The sequence below is a fragment of the Rhizobacter koreensis genome, assembly GCF_013366375.1.
GTDB classification, from domain to species: domain Bacteria; phylum Pseudomonadota; class Gammaproteobacteria; order Burkholderiales; family Burkholderiaceae_C; genus Schlegelella_A; species Schlegelella_A koreensis.
Map to the genome: position 1 here is coordinate 322676 of NZ_JABWMJ010000004.1, position 16290 is coordinate 338965.

Annotated in this window: 14 protein-coding genes; 8 read left to right on the forward strand and 6 right to left on the reverse strand. The window is 71.4% G+C overall.

Features of this window, described 5'->3' with window-relative positions:
* Nucleotides 1-4: 4 nt before the first annotated feature.
* Nucleotides 5-1558, forward strand: a complete 1554-nt coding sequence (locus HQN59_RS10855; protein WP_246294836.1) for a glucan biosynthesis protein G — start codon at nucleotides 5-7, stop codon at nucleotides 1556-1558.
* The gene (mdoH, locus tag HQN59_RS10860; protein ID WP_176069036.1) at nucleotides 1555-3909 is read left to right on the forward strand and encodes a glucans biosynthesis glucosyltransferase MdoH; all 2355 of its coding nucleotides are present in this window, start codon (nucleotides 1555-1557) and stop codon (nucleotides 3907-3909) included. The genes HQN59_RS10855 and mdoH overlap by 4 nt, the downstream gene beginning before the upstream one ends.
* Before the next feature lie 33 nt (nucleotides 3910-3942).
* Here mdoH and HQN59_RS10865 read toward each other — a convergent pair whose 3' ends face one another.
* Entirely contained in the window at nucleotides 3943-5625 is a 1683-nt protein-coding gene (locus tag HQN59_RS10865; protein ID WP_176069038.1) for an electron transfer flavoprotein-ubiquinone oxidoreductase, read from the reverse strand.
* A gap of 247 nt (nucleotides 5626-5872) precedes the next feature.
* Here HQN59_RS10865 and HQN59_RS10870 point away from each other — a divergent pair, with 247 nt between their 5' ends.
* From HQN59_RS10870 to HQN59_RS10880, 3 genes are read left to right on the forward strand one after another with little or no spacing between them, the layout of a single operon-like run.
* Entirely contained in the window at nucleotides 5873-6655 is a 783-nt protein-coding gene (locus HQN59_RS10870) for an SDR family oxidoreductase (RefSeq protein ID WP_176069040.1), read from the forward strand.
* A gap of 15 nt (nucleotides 6656-6670) precedes the next feature.
* On the forward strand, nucleotides 6671-7351 hold the full coding sequence (locus HQN59_RS10875; protein ID WP_176069042.1) for a YceH family protein: 681 nt from the start codon (nucleotides 6671-6673) through the stop codon (nucleotides 7349-7351).
* Nucleotides 7352-7353: 2 nt separating this feature from the next.
* Nucleotides 7354-7779, forward strand: coding sequence for an acyl-CoA thioesterase (locus HQN59_RS10880; RefSeq protein WP_176069044.1), 426 nt, complete (start codon nucleotides 7354-7356; stop codon nucleotides 7777-7779).
* A 20-nt stretch (nucleotides 7780-7799) separates the two neighbouring features.
* On the opposite strand, the gene HQN59_RS10885 is transcribed toward HQN59_RS10880, so the two are convergent.
* On the reverse strand, nucleotides 7800-8210 hold the full coding sequence (locus HQN59_RS10885; RefSeq protein ID WP_342451174.1) for a PaaI family thioesterase: 411 nt from the start codon (nucleotides 8208-8210) through the stop codon (nucleotides 7800-7802).
* Nucleotides 8211-8316: 106 nt separating this feature from the next.
* Here HQN59_RS10885 and HQN59_RS10890 point away from each other — a divergent pair, with 106 nt between their 5' ends.
* Nucleotides 8317-9174 carry a CoA transferase subunit A gene (locus tag HQN59_RS10890; RefSeq protein ID WP_176069048.1) on the forward strand — a complete coding sequence of 286 codons (858 nt, stop codon included), beginning with the start codon at nucleotides 8317-8319 and terminating at the stop codon, nucleotides 9172-9174.
* 1 nt (nucleotide 9175) lies between these two features.
* Nucleotides 9176-9817 (forward strand): 3-oxoacid CoA-transferase subunit B, encoded by a 642-nt coding sequence (locus tag HQN59_RS10895; RefSeq protein WP_176069050.1) that lies wholly within the window; start codon nucleotides 9176-9178, stop codon nucleotides 9815-9817.
* Between the two features lie 95 nt (nucleotides 9818-9912).
* Here the strand turns inward: HQN59_RS10895 and HQN59_RS10900 are convergent, their stop codons facing one another.
* The 4 genes from HQN59_RS10900 to HQN59_RS10915 form a co-directional block, all read right to left on the reverse strand.
* The gene (locus HQN59_RS10900) at nucleotides 9913-11496 is read right to left on the reverse strand and encodes an MFS transporter (RefSeq protein ID WP_176069052.1); all 1584 of its coding nucleotides are present in this window, start codon (nucleotides 11494-11496) and stop codon (nucleotides 9913-9915) included.
* A 102-nt stretch (nucleotides 11497-11598) separates the two neighbouring features.
* Complete coding sequence (locus HQN59_RS10905; RefSeq protein ID WP_176069054.1) at nucleotides 11599-13239, reverse strand: nitric oxide reductase activation protein NorD; 1641 nt, start codon at nucleotides 13237-13239, stop codon at nucleotides 11599-11601.
* 2 nt (nucleotides 13240-13241) lie between these two features.
* Nucleotides 13242-14036 (reverse strand): AAA family ATPase, encoded by a 795-nt coding sequence (locus HQN59_RS10910; RefSeq protein WP_176069056.1) that lies wholly within the window; start codon nucleotides 14034-14036, stop codon nucleotides 13242-13244.
* Between the two features lies 1 nt (nucleotide 14037).
* Entirely contained in the window at nucleotides 14038-15078 is a 1041-nt protein-coding gene (locus tag HQN59_RS10915) for an aliphatic amidase (protein WP_176069057.1), read from the reverse strand.
* Between the two features lie 152 nt (nucleotides 15079-15230).
* On the opposite strand from HQN59_RS10915, the gene HQN59_RS10920 reads away from it, so the two are divergent.
* Complete coding sequence (locus tag HQN59_RS10920) at nucleotides 15231-16277, forward strand: RNA methyltransferase (protein ID WP_176069059.1); 1047 nt, start codon at nucleotides 15231-15233, stop codon at nucleotides 16275-16277.
* The last annotated feature ends 13 nt before the right edge of the window (nucleotides 16278-16290 follow it).

Sequence of the window (16290 nt, forward strand, 5' to 3'; positions counted from 1 at the left end):
CGTTTTGACGACGCTGATCACGCCCCCTGCACGCCTGCATTCCTGGCTCCTGCGCAGCACCGCCGTGCTGCTGGCCGGCCTGCTGGCCAGCGCCGTGCATGCCTTCGGCTTTGCCGACGTCGCCGCGCACGCCCAGAAGCTCGCCGCTCAGCCGTACAAGCCGGCGCCACGGGTGCTGCCGGCGAACCTTCGCGAGCTCGACTACGACGCCTATCGCGACATCCGCTTCAAGCCCGAGCGCGCACTCTGGCGCGACGAGAAACTGCCGTTCGAGCTGATGTTCTTCCACCTCGGACGCGCGGTCCAGGAGCCGGTCCGCATCAACATCGTCGAGTCCGCGGGGGTCCGCCACGTGCCGTTCGACCCGACCGCGTTCGACTACGGGCGCAACCGGGTCGAGGTCCACCAGGTCAAGGGGCTCGACTACGCCGGCTTTCGCGTCCACACCGCGCTCAACAACCCCAAGTACAAGGACGAGCTGCTCGTCTTCCTGGGTGCGAGCTACTTCCGTGCCCTCGGCAAGGGTCATGCGTACGGCGCGTCGGCGCGCGGCCTCGCGGTCGACACCGCGGCGCCGAGCGGCGAGGAGTTCCCGCGCTTCACCGAGTTCTGGATCGAGAAGCCGACGCGGCGCGCCAGCTCCATCGTGATCCACGCGCTGCTCGACTCGCGCCGGGTGGCGGGCGCCTACCGCTTTGTCGTGACGCCGGGTGCCGACACCGTGATGCAGGTGACGGCGCGCCTTTTCCTGCGCGCCCCGATCGCCAAGCTCGGCATCGCGCCGCTGACCAGCATGTACACCTTCGGCGAGAACCAGCCGAACGCCGAGGACTTCCGCCCCGAGGTGCACGACTCCGACGGCCTGGCGGTGCAGACCAGCCCCGGCGAGTGGCTGTGGCGTCCGCTGGTCAACCCGCGGCGCCTCCTGGTCACGTCGTTCGAGAGCCGCGACCCGCAGGGCTTCGGCCTGCTGCAGCGCGACCGCGCGCCGACCCACTACGAGGACCCGGAGGCGCTCTACGAGCGGCGGCCGAGCGTGTGGATCGAGCCGGTCGGCAAGTGGGGACAGGGCCGCGTCGAGCTGGTGCAGATCCCGACCCCGGACGAGACCAACGACAACATCGTCGCCTACTGGGTCGGCGCCGAGAACCCGCCGGTCGGCAAGCCGATCGACTTCGCGTACCGCCTGCACTGGTTCTCGCCCGCCGAACCGGCCGGCGGCAAGGCGTGGGTCGTGCAGACGCGGCGCGGCCATGCCGGCTTCAAGCTCGCGCCCGGCGAGCTGCACTTCGTCGTCGACTTCGACGGCGGCCCCTTGCGCGTGCTGCGCTCGAACGACACGCCGCCCGAGGCGGCCGTCATCGTCGACAGCAACGGCGAGCTGCGCGAGAAGAACCTGTTCAAGAACCCGGTGAGCGGGCTCTGGCGCATGACGGTGCGCGTGTTCCGGCGCGACGCCGCCAAGCCGCTCGAGATGCGCGCGCAGCTGAAGAACGGCGAGGCGCCCCTCAGCGAGACCTGGAGCTACATCGTGCCGCCGGAGCGCGATCGTCCATGAGGACGACGCAACCCGAGGCCGACCCCGCACCGCACGCGTCGCGTGAGGCCGGCGCCGGCGCTCCGTTCGACGGCGCGACGCCGGCGCCCACGGGAGGCGGCGGCGTCGTCGGTTCGCTGCCGCATCCTCCGCTCGCCCGCCGCTCGATGACGCCGCGCCCGTGGGCGCTCACGCGGGTCGGGCGGCGCCGCCACGACTACCCGCCGATCGGCCCGGCACCCGCGCCGCGCGATGCGCCACGCCTCTGGCGCCGCGCGCTGCTCATGCTGCTGGTGCTGGCCGGCGCCGCGCTCGGCACCCACGCCATGCTCGATGTGCTGCCCGAGCGCGGGGCGACCGGCGCCGAGAAGGCGCTGCTGGTGCTCTACGGCGTCCTGTTCGCGTGGATCTCGGCCGGCTTCTGGACCGCGGTGATGGGTGCCGGCGTGCTGCTGCGCCGCCAGCCGTGGCGCCGCAAGGGCACCTCTCCGGCCGGGCACCGCGAGCCGGTGCGCACGGCGATCGTCATGCCGATCTGCAACGAGGACGTGCCGACGGTGTTCGGCGGGCTGCAGGCCACGATCGAGTCGCTGGCGGCGGCCGGCAGCACCGACGGCTACGACTTCTTCGTCCTGAGCGACACCAACGAAGCCGACGTGCGGGTCGCCGAGCAGGCCGCCTGGAGCGCGCTCGCCGCCCACGTCGCGACGCTCGGGGTGCCGACGCTGCAGGTGCACTACCGCTGGCGCACGCGCCGCACCAAGCGCAAGGCCGGCAACGTCGCCGACTTCTGCCGGCGCTGGGGCGGGGCGTACCGCTACCTCATCGTGCTCGACGCCGACAGCGTGATGAGCGGCGCGTGCATCACGGCGCTGGTCGACGCGATGGAGGACGACCCCTCGAGCGGCCTCATCCAGACGCCACCGCGGCCGTGGGGCCACACCACGCTGCACGCGCGCATCCAGCAGTTCTCGGCGCGCGTCTACGGTCCCCTGTTCACCGCCGGCATGCACTTCTGGCAGCTCGGCGAGTCGCACTACTGGGGCCACAACGCGATCCTGCGCATGAAGCCGTTCGTCGAGCACTGCGCGCTCGCGCCGTTGCCCGGCCGCGGCGCGCTCGGCGGCGAGATCATCTCGCACGACTTCGTCGAGGCCGCGCTGATGCGGCGCGCCGGCTATCGCGTCTGGGTCGCGCACGACCTCGCGGGCAGCTACGAGCAGGTGCCGCCGAACCTGCTTGCCGAGCTGCAGCGCGACCGCCGCTGGTGCCAGGGCAACCTGCAGAACTCGCGCCTCACGTTCGAACCGGGCCTTCACGCGGTGCATCGCGCGACGTTCGTGACGGGCGTGCTGGCGTACGTGTCGGCGCCGCTCTGGCTCGCGTTCCTCCTGATCTCGACGCTGCTCTTCACGCGCGAGGTCGCGCGCGTGCCGACCTACTTCGTCGAGCCATACCAGCTGTTCCCGCTCTGGCCGACCGCGAACCTCAAGCTGATGCTGACGCTGTTCGGCCTCACGGCGTTCCTGCTGCTCGCGCCCAAGCTGGTGTCGCTGCTGCTCATCATCCTGCGCGGGCGCGCGGTGCGCTACGGTGGCGGCGTCCGGCTCGTGCTGAGCGCGCTGCTCGAATTCCTGCACTCGCTGCTGCTGGCCCCGGTGCGCATGTTCTTCCACAGCGTGTTCGTGGTGGCGACGCTGACCGGCTGGCGCTTCGAGTGGAAGTCGCCGCCGCGCAACGCCACCGCGACCGGGTGGGGCGAGGCGTTCCGGCGCCACGGCGTGCACGCGCTGGTGGCGGTAGCGTGGGTCGCTGCCATCGTGTGGACCAGCGGCACCTTTCAGTGGTGGCTCACGCCCGTGATCGTCGGCCTCATTGCGGCGATCCCGGTGTCGGTGTGGACCAGCCGCACCCGGCCGGGCGAATGGCTGCGCCGGCACCGCCTGCTGCTGACGCCCGAAGAGGCCGATCCGCCGCCGGTGCTGCAGGCCGCGGCGCGCTACCACGCGGAACTCGACGCGAAGCCGCAGCCGACGTTCGTCGACGCCGTCCACGACGCCGGCGTGCTGGCGCGCGTGCTCGATGCGTTGCCGGACCGCCCCGCGGCGGCGGGCCTCAAGGGCCGCGCCCTGGCCGAGCGCGTGGAACGCGCCACGCACGAAGGCGTCGACGCGCTCGGCGACGACGATCGCCTGCGCCTGCTGTCCGATGCGGCGTCGATGCGGCGCCTGCTCGACGTCGCACCCCGTTCCGGGCCGCCGGCGCTGCCTGCGCGCAGGCCCGCGGACGACGCGGCCGCGGCGTCGAGCGATGCCGAAGCGGCGGAACCCGCGTCGATCGGCGCTCCCGCGCTGGCTCAGCGGTCCTCGTAGCCTGCCCCCGCGTCGCAGCCGCGGGCAAGCCCGCTACATCCCGCTGTAGTTCGGCCCGCCGCCGCCTTCGGGCGTGACCCAGACGATGTTCTGCGTCGGGTCCTTGATGTCGCAGGTCTTGCAGTGCACGCAGTTCTGCGCGTTGATCTGCAGCCGCTCGGCACCGGGCTCGCCGACGAACTCGTACACCGCGGCCGGGCAGTAGCGGCTCTCCGGCCCTGCGTACTTCGGCAGGTTGATGCGCACCGGAACGGTCGGGTCCTTCAGCGTCAGGTGCGCCGGCTGGTCTTCCGAGTGGTTGGTGTTGCTGACGAACACGCTCGAGAGGCGGTCGAACGTCAGCTTGCCGTCGGGCTTGGGGTAGACGATCTGCGCGCACTCCGACGCGGGCTTCAGGTACAGGTGATCGGCCTGCTTGCGGTGGATCGTCCAGGGCGGCACCTTGATGCCCAGGCGCGGCAGCAGCCACTGCTCGATGCCGGTCATCAGCGTCGCGACGCTGCGGCCCTTCTTGAACCACTGCTTGAAGTTCTTGGCCTGCTGCAGCTCGGTGTGGAGCCAGCTCGACTCGAACGCCGCCGGGTAGGCCACGAGCTCGTCGTGCTGATGGCCCGCGGTGATGGCGTCGAACGCCGCGTCGGCGGCGAGCATGCCGGTCTTGATCGCAGCGTGGCTGCCCTTGATGCGGCTCGCGTTCAGGTAGCCGGCCTCGCAGCCGACGAACGCGCCGCCCGGGAACACCGTCTTCGGCAGGCTGAGGATGCCGCCCGCGGTGATCGCGCGCGCGCCGTAGCCGAGCCGCTTGCCACTCTCGAGCGTCTGGCGGATCGAGGGGTGCAGCTTCCAGCGCTGGAACTCCTCGAACGGGCTGAGCCAGGGGTTCGCATAGTCGAGGCCGACCACGAAGCCGAGCTCCACGAGGTTGTTGTCGAGGTGGTAGAGGAAGGCGCCGCCGTAGGTGTCGGACTCGAGCGGCCAGCCCGCCGTGTGCAGCACGTGGCCGGGGCGCGCCTGCTCGGGCGTCACTTCCCACAGCTCCTTGAGGCCGATGCCGTAGCTCTGCGGGTCCTTGCCGGCATCGAGCTTGTACTTCGCGATCAGCGTGCGGCCGAGATGACCGCGCGAGCCCTCGGCGAAGATCGTGTACTTGCCGACGAGCTCCATGCCGAGCTGGAACGAATCGGTCGGCTCGCCGTCCTTGCCGATGCCGAGGTTGCCGGTGGCGACGCCGCGCACCGAGCCGTCGTCGGCATACAGCACCTCGGCGGCGGCAAAGCCCGGGAAGATCTCGACGCCGAGCGCCTCGGCCTGCGTGGCCAGCCAGCGCACGACGTTGCCGAGGCTGATGACGTAGTTGCCGTCGTTCTTGAAGCAGTCGGGCAGCAGTGCGTGCGGCGTCGACTTGGCGCCGGTCTCGCTGAGGAAGAGGAAGTCGTCGGAGGTGACCGGCTGGTTGAGCGGTGCGCCGTTCTCCTTCCAGTCGGGCAGCAGCTCGGTGAGTGCCTTCGGATCCATGATCGCGCCCGAGAGGATGTGCGCGCCCGGCTCCGAGCCCTTCTCGAGCACGACCACCGAGATCTCGCTGCCGGCCTCGGCGGCGCGCTGCTTGAGGCGGATCGCGGTGGCGAGCCCGGCCGGGCCCGCGCCGACGATCACCACGTCGTACTCCATCGCTTCGCGGGGGCCGTACTGGGCAAGCAGTTCTTCGGTGTTCATGGCGTCGGAAGGGCGTGCGAAGCGGCCGATTCTACGCCTCGGGTAACCAGGCGATCGCGAGCTATGTGCTTCGGCACGTAGGAAGCGGTCTCCGGCTATGCGGGTTAGTCGGCGGCAGGGTGAAGCGCAGGCTTTTTGCGCTTCTTAGCCGGCCCCCTCGGGCGCCGGGGCTCGGAACGAGCCTGCGCACGGGCGTTTTCGGCAGGGTCTGCGTGCTATCGTGCCGCGCCGCAAACGAGGAGACGCCATGAGCTACACCATCGATCTGTCAGGCCGCGTCGCGCTCGTCACCGGTGCGTCGAGCGGTCTCGGCGAGCAGTTCGCGCGCACGCTCGCCAAGGCCGGCGCGGGCGTCGCGATCGCCGGCCGCCGCATCGAGCGCCTGAAGACCCTGCGCGCCGAGATCGAGGCCGACGGCGGCGACGCGCACGTGGTCGAGCTCGACGTCACCGACCCGGCGAGCATCCGTGCCGCCGTCGCCCACACCGAGACCGAGATGGGCACCATCGACATCCTGGTCAACAACTCGGGCGTCGCGCGCACCCAGAAGCTGATCGACGTCGAGCCCGACGACTACGACTTCATCTTCGACACCAACACGCGCGGCGCCTTCTTCGTCGCGCAGGAAGTCGGCAAGCGCATGCTGGCGCGCGCCCAGGGCTCGGCGCCCGGCACGTTCACGGGCGGCCGCATCGTCAACATCGCGTCGATGGCCGGTCTCAAGGTGTTCGGCCAGATCGGCGTCTACTGCATGAGCAAGGCCGCGGTGGTTCACATGACGCGGGCGATGGCGCTCGAGTGGGGCCGCTACGGCATCAACGTCAACGCGATCTGCCCGGGCTACATCGACACCGAGATCAACCACCACCAGTGGCAGACCGAACAGGGCAGGAAGCTGATCGACATGCTGCCGAGAAAGCGCGTCGGCCGCCCCGAGGACCTCGACGTCGTGCTGATGATGCTGTGCTCGAACGAGAGCCACTTCATCAACGGGGCGGTGGTGCAGGCCGACGACGGCTTCGCGCTCTGAGGAGGCGGCTCGCCGATGCCGCTGCGTCCGCTTTCGCTGCTCGAAGGTCGCGTGCTCGGCGTGCTGGTCGAGAAGGCGCACACCGTCCCGGACAGCTATCCGCTTTCCCTCAACGCGCTCACCCTCGGCTGCAACCAGAAGACCGCGCGCGACCCGGTGCTGAACGCGACCGACGGCGAGGTGCAGATCGCCGTCGACGGTCTCAAGAGCCTGCACCTGGTGTTCGAGGCGAGCGGCTCGCGCGTCACGCGCTACGAGCACAACGTCGGACGGGCGCTCGCGCTGCCGTCGCAGTCGGTCGCGTTGCTCGCGGTGCTGCTGCTGCGCGGCCCGCAGACCGCCTCGGAGCTGCGCGCGAACAGCGAGCGCATCCACCGCTTCGCCGACGTGTCGGCGGTCGAGGGCTTTCTCGACGAGCTCGCCGCGCGCAGCGACGACAAGGGCGGCGCGCTGGTCGTCAAGCTGCCGCGTGCGCCGGGCTCGCGCGAGTCGCGCTGGATGCACCTGCTCGGCGGGCCGATCGACACGTCGGCCATGCCGACCGGTGCCAATGGTTCGGGCGCAGGCGACGACTTCATCGCCACCACCGAGCTCGCCGCGCTGAAGGCGCAGAACGGCGCGCTCGCCGGCGAGGTGGCCGAGCTGCGCCGCCTGGTCGAGCGCCTCTACGCCGAGCTCGGCATCGCGAAGGACTGAGCATGCGCTTCGACATTCCTGACGAGAAGACGCTCACGTTGGAGATGGTCATACCGATCCGCTGGGGCGACATGGATGCCATGGGCCATGTCAACAACACCGTGTACTTCCGCTACTTCGAGTCGATCCGCATCGAGTGGCTGCATGGCCTGGCGGGCGCGCCCGACATCGACGGCGAAGGGCCGGTGATCGTCAACGCGTTCTGCAACTTCCTGCGCCAGCTCAAGTACCCGGGCGACGTGCGCTGCCGCCACTACATCGCAAACCCGGGCCGCAGCAGCATTGACAGCTACTTCACTGCCGAGCGCGTCGACGAGCCGGGCGTGGTCTACGCCAACGGCGGCGCGACCATCGTCTGGATCAACTACCGCCAGGAGCGCTCGGCGCCGTTGCCGGAGCAGGTGCGCCGGCTGTTCGCTGCCGCGTGACGCAGCGCGGCTCGCTCGCGTCAGAGCATCGCGTAGGTGGTGGTCGCGTGCGCGACCAGCTTGCCGTCCGGCGTCGTGAACTCGACGTCGCCGTAGCTCAGCGTCCGGCCGGGCCGCAGCACACGGCCGACGATGGTCACGTGGCCGGCGTCCTTCGGTACCGGGCGCACGAAGCTGGTGTTGAGCTGCACCGTCGTCATCGGGCGGAACTCGCCGAGCTGCGCCATCAGGGCCAGCAGCATCGCGGTATCGGCCGCCGCCATGATCGCCTGCCCGCAGAGCACGCCGCCGACGTGCACCAGATCCGGCGCGACGGGCAGGGCGAGCGTGACGCGTCCCGGCTCGACCGCCTCGACCCGAAGCCGGAGGCGCCGCACGTACTCGGCGGCGACGTCGTCGAAGCGGGCCTGCAGCGTGGCGGCGTCGAACACGGGGCTTCCTTGGCGGTAGGGACGCGCGATTCTAGGCAGCCGCAACGCTGGTAACGTAGCGGGCTGCATGCGCCGCCGTGGCGCACGCGATGAACGGAGTTTCCCGATGAGAAAGACATACCCCAGCGCCGCGGCCGCGCTCGAGGGCGTCGTTCGCGACGGCCAGCTGCTCGCGGTCGGCGGGTTCGGCCTGTGCGGCATTCCCGAAGCGCTTATCGAGGCGCTGCGCGATTCGGGCGTCAAGGACCTCACCGTGATCTCGAACAACGCCGGCGTCGACGGCTTCGGCCTCGGCCTGTTGCTCGAGACGCGCCAGATCCGGAAGATGATCTCGAGCTACGTCGGCGAGAACAAGGAGTTCGAGCGCCAGTACCTCGCCGGCGAGCTCGAGCTCGAGTTCACGCCGCAGGGCACGCTGGCCGAGAAGCTGCGCGCCGGGGGGGCCGGCATTCCGGCATTCTTCACGCGCACCGGCGTCGGCACGCTGGTCGCGGAGGGCAAGGAAACGCGCGACTTCGACGGCCACACCTACGTGATGGAGCGCGCGCTGTTGCCCGACGTCGCGCTGGTCAAGGCGTGGAAGGCCGACAAGTCCGGCAACCTCGTGTTCCGCCGCACCGCGCGCAACTTCAACCCGGCGTGCGCAATGGCCGGCAAGGTCACCATCGTCGAGGTCGAGGAGATCGTCGAGACCGGCGCCATCGATCCGGACGCGATCCACCTGCCGGGCATCTACGTGCACCGGCTGGTGCTGAACCCCAACCCCGAAAAGCGCATCGAGAAGCGCACCGTGTCGGCCAAGCGCCCCGTCGAGGCGGCGGCCGAGGAGGCCGAGCGCGCGATCGAGAAGGCCGCGCACGGCGAGGTCTCGACCGCCTCGCCGGCGGCGGGCAGCGAAGGCGTGCCGGCGCCGGTCACGACCGCCGAGACCCGCAACGCCGACCTCGACAAGGCAGGGAGCTGAGATGGCCTGGACCCACGATCAGATGGCGGCACGCGCCGCCGAGGAGCTGCAGGACGGCTTCTACGTCAACCTCGGCATCGGCCTGCCGACGCTGGTGGCCAACCACGTCAAGCCCGACATCGAGGTCTGGCTGCAGAGCGAGAACGGCATGCTCGGCATCGGGCCGTTCCCGACCGAGGACGAGGTGGACGCCGACCTCATCAACGCCGGCAAGCAGACCGTGACGACGATTCCGGGATCGTCGATCTTCGGCTCGCACGACAGCTTCGCGATGATCCGCGGCGGCAAGATCAACCTGTCGATCCTCGGCGCGATGCAGGTGAGCGCGAAAGGCGACCTCGCCAACTGGATGATCCCCGGCAAGATGGTCAAGGGCATGGGCGGCGCGATGGACCTCGTCGCCGGCGTCCCGCGCGTGCTGGTGCTGATGGAGCACGTCGCGAAGAAGAAGGACGGCTCCATCGACCTCAAGATCCTCCCGGAGTGCACGCTGCCGCTCACCGGCGTCGGCGTCGTCAACCGCGTCATCACCGACCTCGGCGTGTTCGACGTGACGCCCGACGGGCTGAAGGTGGTCGAGGTGGCCGACGGCGTGACGCGCGAGGAGCTGCAGCAGAAGACGGGCGTGCCGTTGCTCGACTGAGCACGGACCGAGCGCCTGCCCGGCCACCCGAGCCGCCTTCGAGCGGCTCGTTTTCATGGCGAGCCGACGCGAGGGCCGCGCCGTGCCGCGGCGAGTCAGCGCTCGGCGAGGTAGTGCTGCATGGTCACCGTCGCCCCGGGCTCGAGATACGAGCGCACCAGCGCCTCGAGCTCCTGGTCGGCGAGCGTCGCCCGGGCGCGCTGGTGCAGGTAGTCGGCCCACGACGTGACGATGAAGCGCTCGACGTAGCGGGTCGGCTCGGCGAGGTCGCGGTAGAGGCGCCAGAAGGTCGCGCCGTCGCGGCGCCGCGGCCCGCGCAGCTGGGTCGCGGCGTCGAGGAATGCGGCGACGTCGTCCGGCCGCACGCGGTAGCCGATCTCGACCGCGACCGGCCCGGCTTCGGGCGCGGGCTCGTCGGCGATGCCGATGTCGTCCCACAGCGTGACGACCTGCGTGACGTCGGGTGCCTCGCCCATGCGCAGCGGGTAGAGGCGCGCGAGCAGCACCGTCAGCGTCATCAGCGTGGCCGCGATCGTCAGGGCGACGGTGAGGCCGATCAGCCCCGAGAGCGCGCCCCATACCGCCGAGCCGATCGCGAACGAGCCGAGCGAGCTCAGCACGTGCAGCGCGACCGCCCGCGCGCGCACCCACGGCGGCGCGCTGGTCTGGGTGGCGGTGTTGAAGGTCGACATCGCCGACATCCACGCCGCGCCGGCGAGGAACATGCCGGCGTACACCGGCACCAGCCACGGCACGTACGCGGCGACCAGGGTGGCGGCCGCGAACGCGACGCAGGCGCCCTGCACCAGGCGCTCGAGGCCGACGCGGGCGCGCACGCGACCGAGCACGAGGCCGGCGGTCACCGCACCCGCGCCGAGGCAGCCCATCAGCACGCCGACGCCGGCGGCGTCGAGGCCGAGCTTGCGCTGGCCGATCACCGGCAGCAGGGCCCAGAGCGCCGACCCGGTCGCGGCGAATGCCGCGGTGCGGACGAGCTGGGCCAGCACCGCCGCGGAGTGGCGCGCGAAGCGCAGTCCGCTCAGGATGCCGCCCCACAGGCGCTCGGCCGGCAGGCGCGAGGGCGGATGCGGCGCCGGCGGCCAGCGGCGAATGGTGTAGGCCAGCAGCAGGGTGCCGGCGACCGCGAACACGAAGTTCCAGCTGCCGCCGACCAGGAACACGAGCCCGGCAAGCACCGGCCCGACCGCGCGGGCCGCGTTGTAGGCGATTCCGATCAGCGTCACCGCCGCCGGCAGCTCGCCGCGCGGCACGGTCTCGGCGACCGCCGAGTTGTAGGCCGGCGACATCAGGGCGGTGCAGCAGCCGCCGATGAAGATGAGGAACATCACCGTCCCCGGCCCGGCCCAGCCGGTGAACAGCAGCGTCGCGAGCAGCGCGCCGGCCGCGGCGTGGGTGAGCAGGGCGGCCAACATGAGGCGGCGCCGGTCGGTCGTGTCGGCGAGCACGCCGCCGGGCAGCGCGAGCAGGAACATCGGCAGGAACACCGCGGTCTGCACGGCGGCCGCCAGGAAGTCGGAGCCGGTCAGCTGGATCATCATCCAGGCCGCCGCGAGCACCTGCATCGCGTTGCCGATGAAGTAGACGCCACCGCCGAGCCAGAGGCCGAGGAACGGGCGGTGCCGCAGGGTGCCCCAGGTCGACGGCGAAGGCGCGTTCATGTCGCGCGCATTGTGGGCGAGCGCACTGCCTCGCCCGACGACGCACGCGCGCCGGAACCTCTTGGCAGCTCGCCGAGGCGCGGAACGCCGGCAGGTGCAGCCTCAGGCGGCTGCAAGCCGGCGCACGCCGGAGGGCAGGTCCTCGAGCGCGCCCAGCACCGCGGTCCGGGGCGCGCCGACCATGCCCCGAACCAGCGCGGCGGTCGAGCGATCGAGCACGAGGCAGCTGACGCGAATGCCGCGGCGGCGCGCCTGCAGGACCGCCTGCCGGGCGTCCTCGGGCAGGTAGCGCGAGTCGTGCACGTCGATGTCGTGCGGCTCGCCGTCGGTGATGAGCACGATGTCGCCGCGCTGCGCCGCACCGCAGCCGGCGAGGCGCGCGGCAGCGTGGCGGATTACGGCGCCCACGCGGGTCGATCCACTGCTGCGCAGCCGGCGGAGCGCGGCGATCGCGTCCGCATCGACCGGCGCACCGAAGTCCTTCACGAACTGCAAGCGCACGTCGTGGCGGCCGTTCGAGCTGAACCCGACGATCGCGCAGTCGATGCCGACGCTCGGCAGCTGGCGGGCGAGGAGCGCCGCGATCGTGCCCGCAGCCGCCAGCCGGGTGAGGGTGGTCGCCGCCCACGGCTCGGCGCTCGATCGGGATCGATCGATCAGCATCACGGCCCTGCCGTGACGCGGCCGACGCTGGGGCTGCCGGTAGATGCGCGCGTCGAGCGCGCCGCCGGTGCGGCGCGCGATCGCCGTCCGGATCAGCGCATCGAGGTCGAGGTGGTCGCCGTCGGCCGCCGACTGCCGATTGCGCGCGGGAGCGGCCCAGCCGTGGCGGAGTGCGCGTCGGAGCGCCGCCTCGAGCGCGCTCGTGTCGGGCTCGCCAGACTCGGCGGCGGCGTCAGCGGTGGGAGAGCCAGCATGGTCGGCGTCGACCTCGCGCACCGAGCACCACGCGGCGCGATGCCGGCCGATCGCGCGGTCCCATTCGGGGTAGCGGTGTTCGGCTGACGACGCCTCCACGGTCGCCTCGCCGGCCGGCTGGCTCGGCTTGCGGGTCGCGGCGGGCTCGGTATCTTCAGCGACCGCCGTCGGCGCCGGATCGGCGCCGCTAGGCCACATCCAGCGGTGGTCGTCGCGGTAGCTTGGCCCCGGCACGTAGAGCCGCGGATTGAAGCCGAGACGCATCTGCCCGATGTCGTTCCCGAGCCGCGTCGCTGCCGCACGCAGGTCTTCGACGCGCAGCACCGGCAGCGATGCCCCGCCGGCGTCGCCGAACAGCAGGCGCCGGCCCTTCTCGACCCAGGGATGCGGGTCGGGCGGCCCGCCGATCAGCCGCCGCGCGAGCCGCAGCAGCAAGGTCTCGAACCCGTCGCCGTCGTCCGGTGTCGCCACGTGCCAGCGCGCCCACAACGCGCGCAGGCCCGGCAGCTCGTGGCAGGCGAGCGCTTCCACGCGGGCATCCTCGAGCAGGCCGAGGACGGCTCGGGCGATCGGGCGCAAGCCTTGGGCGTCGAAGTGGGGGGGCGAGTACGTGCGGTGCGCGGCGCCGTGTGCGGCCGCGGCGCGATACCAGGCCCACGCCTGGGCGCCATCGCAGGGCGGCGCCGGCGGCAGGTGCAGCGTGGCGCCGACCATGAACGGCGTCGGCGCGGCATCGAAGCGCAGGCGTGGCGCCGGCGACCAGAGCAGCGGGAGGTAGCGCTCGAGCGCGAGGCGCACCGGCTCCCCCGCCGCGCCGGCGCCCATCGTCAGAGCGCGGCGTCGAGCGCGCCTTCGAGCGCCTGGCGCGTGGCCGGATCGTCGGTCAGCGGATCGAGCAGCGCCATGCGGCAGGCGTCGCCCAGCGCCACGCCCTGAGCGACCAGCGTAGCGGCCTGTACCAGCATGCGGGTCGACGCGCCCTCGTCGAGCCCCTGTCCCTGCAGTCGCCGGGTACGGATACCGAGCCCGACGATCTGCGCGGCGCGCTCCGGCGCGATGCCGGACTCGCGCGCGACGATGGCGGCCTCGGCTTCGCGTGCCGGGTAGTCGAACGCGAGGGCGCAGAAGCGCTGCCGCGTCGACGTCTTCATCTCGCGCGCGTCGGCGCCCGGGTTGTACGAGACGGCGAGGGCGAAGTCCGGGTGCGCCCGCACGATCTCGTTGCGCGCGCCGACCGGCAGCATTCGGCGCGTGTCGGTCAGCGGGTGGATCACGACGGCGGTGTCGGCGCGCGCCTCGACGATCTCGTCGAGGTAGCAGATCGCGCCGTAGCGCGCCGCGAGCGTCAGCGGGCCGTCCTGCCAGCGCGTGCCGTCGGCGTCGAGCAGCCAGCGCCCGACGAGGTCGTTGGCGCTCAGGTCGTCGTTGCAGGCGACGGTGACGAGCGGGCGGCCGAGCCGCCAGGCCATGTACTCGACGAAGCGCGTCTTGCCGCAGCCGGTGGGGCCCTTCAGCAGCAGCGGCAGGCGACGCGCGTAGGCCGCTTCGAACAGCGCGACCTCGGCGCCGACCTCCTGGTAGAACGGCTCGGCGCCGACGCGCCAGGCGTCGAGCGGATGCACGTCAGCGATGCAGCGCGCTGCTCTGGTTCGGGATGCCGTCGATCGGCGCCTCGTCGGTGCCGACCGTCTGGCGCGTCATCGCCTCGACCTTGCGCCGCATCGCGTCGGGGTCGGCAATCCAGTCGCTGTAGAAGTCGTAGGGGCAGGCGGCGACGCCGCGGTCGCCCTCGCGCGAGTTGATGAGCCCGGTGTAGCCGCGGTGCAGCAGCTTGAAGAGGTGGTTCTCGCTCTGGCCATTGCGACGGAAGTCGCGGATCAGGCTCTTGGAGAGCGCCGCGTACTGGATGCCCATCTCCTCCTCGCCGCACTCGCCGAGCGTGCGACCGTCGAAGCCGATGATCGCCGAGTGGCCGAAGTACGAGTACACGCCGTCGAAGCCGGCGGCGTTGGCGACCGCGACGTAGACGTTGTTCGCGAATGCCATCGCCTTCGAGATCAGGACCTGCTGCTCCTTGGCGGGGTACATGTAGCCTTGGCAGCGGATGATGAGCTCGGCGCCCTTCATCGCGCAGTCGCGCCAGATCTCGGGGTAGTTGCCGTCGTCGCAGATGATCAGGCTGATCTTGAGGCCCTTGGGCCCCTCGCTGACGTAGGTGCAGTTGCCCGGATACCAGCCCTCGATCGGCACCCACGGCATGATCTTGCGGTACTTCTGGACCACCTCGCCCTGATCGTTCATCAGGATCAGCGTGTTGTACGGCGCCTTTTCCGGGTGCTCTTCGTGGCGCTCGCCGGTCAGCGAAAAGACGCCCCAGACCTTCGCCTTGCGGCAGGCCGCGGCGAAGATCTCGGTCTCCTCGCCCGGCACGGTCGCGGCGGTGTCGTACATCTCGCGCGAGTCGTACATGATCCCGTGCGTGCTGTACTCGGGGAAGATCACCAGGTCCATGCCGGGCAGGCCGACCTTCATGCCCTCGACCATGCGCGCGATCTGACGCGCGTTCTCCAGCACCTCGGCACGGCTGTGCAGGCGCGGCATCTTGTAGTTGACGACGGCGACGCCGACCGTGTCCTTGCTGCTCGAGATGTCTCCGTGGTGCATGGGCGTTCCCCTGGCTTTGGTCGGCCCATTCTGCGAAGCGGGCGCGCGGCGGCCATACGTCGTTTGACGTACGCGCCGAGCGGAACCGCCGCAACGCGATCCCGAACGCGTTCCGCAGCCTGCGCCACAACCTGCCTACACTCGGCGCCCACATGCGAATTCACGACATCCGGCAACGCCTGCGCGCCCGCGGCGCGCTCGCCCTTCACGAGGAGCGCGTGCTGCGCTTCTGGGCCACGGCGCGGGCGCAGGCCGGCGGGCGGCGCCGTCGCGACGACTTCCTGCCGCGGGGCGTGCGCGACGATCTGCCGGCGCTCGAGGCCGAACTCGCCGGCCTTGCCTGGCTGCGCTCGACGCACCCGTCGGACGACGGCTCGGCACGTCTCCTGGTCGGCCTGGCCGACGGCCAGTCGGTCGAGGCGGTGCTGCTGCCGCGCGGGGGTCTGTGCGTGTCGAGCCAGGTCGGCTGCGCCGTCGGCTGCGTGTTCTGCATGACCGGTCGCGACGGCCTGCTGCGCCAGCTCGGCAGCGCGGAGATCGTGGCGCAGGTCGTGCTGGCGCGCGGCCTGCGCCCGGTGCGCAAGGTGGTCTTCATGGGCATGGGCGAGCCCGCGCACAACCTCGAGAACGTGCTCGAGGCGATCGACCTGCTCGGAACCGCCGGCGGCATCGGTCACAAGGAGCTGGTCTTCTCGACGGTCGGCGACCGGCGCGTGTTCGAGCGCCTGGCGCAGGGGCGCGTGAAGCCGGCGCTCGCGATCTCGCTGCATTCGACCCGGCCCGAGCTGCGTAGGCGTCTGCTGCCGCGCGCTCCGGCGATCGAGCCCGCCGAGCTGGTCGAGATCGGCGAGCGCTACGCGCGCGCGACTGGCTATCCGATCCAGTACCAGTGGGCGCTGCTCGACGGCATCAACGACGACGCGACCGAGATCGACGGCATCGCCCGCCTGCTCGCCGGCAAGTACGCGCTGATGAACCTCATCCCGTACAACCGCGTCGACGGCCTGCCATACCGGCGGCCGCCGGTCGAGCGCGCGGTGGCGATGGCACGCGCGTTGCAGGCGCGCGGCGTGCTCACGCGATTGCGCCAGTCGGCGGGCCAGGACGTGGACGCCGGCTGCGGGCAGCTGCGCGCGCGGGCCGGCGCGGCGCGTGCGGTGCCGATCGCGTTCGCTCCGGTGAACCGTGTCGCGGCGTAGTGCGACCGGCGAC

Coding starts and splice junctions, on each gene's coding strand:
- HQN59_RS10900 (WP_176069052.1), bottom strand. CDS start 11,496: ATGAACGCGCCTTCGCCGTCGACCTGGGGCACCCTGCGGCACCGCCCG.
- HQN59_RS10915 (WP_176069057.1), bottom strand. CDS start 15,078: ATGCACCACGGAGACATCTCGAGCAGCAAGGACACGGTCGGCGTCGCC.
- HQN59_RS10890 (WP_176069048.1), top strand. CDS start 8,317: ATGAGAAAGACATACCCCAGCGCCGCGGCCGCGCTCGAGGGCGTCGTT.
- HQN59_RS10905 (WP_176069054.1), bottom strand. CDS start 13,239: ATGGGCGCCGGCGCGGCGGGGGAGCCGGTGCGCCTCGCGCTCGAGCGC.
- HQN59_RS10875 (WP_176069042.1), top strand. CDS start 6,671: ATGCCGCTGCGTCCGCTTTCGCTGCTCGAAGGTCGCGTGCTCGGCGTG.
- mdoH (WP_176069036.1), top strand. CDS start 1,555: ATGAGGACGACGCAACCCGAGGCCGACCCCGCACCGCACGCGTCGCGT.
- HQN59_RS10870 (WP_176069040.1), top strand. CDS start 5,873: ATGAGCTACACCATCGATCTGTCAGGCCGCGTCGCGCTCGTCACCGGT.
- HQN59_RS10880 (WP_176069044.1), top strand. CDS start 7,354: ATGCGCTTCGACATTCCTGACGAGAAGACGCTCACGTTGGAGATGGTC.
- HQN59_RS10865 (WP_176069038.1), bottom strand. CDS start 5,625: ATGAACACCGAAGAACTGCTTGCCCAGTACGGCCCCCGCGAAGCGATG.
- HQN59_RS10920 (WP_176069059.1), top strand. CDS start 15,231: ATGCGAATTCACGACATCCGGCAACGCCTGCGCGCCCGCGGCGCGCTC.
- HQN59_RS10895 (WP_176069050.1), top strand. CDS start 9,176: ATGGCCTGGACCCACGATCAGATGGCGGCACGCGCCGCCGAGGAGCTG.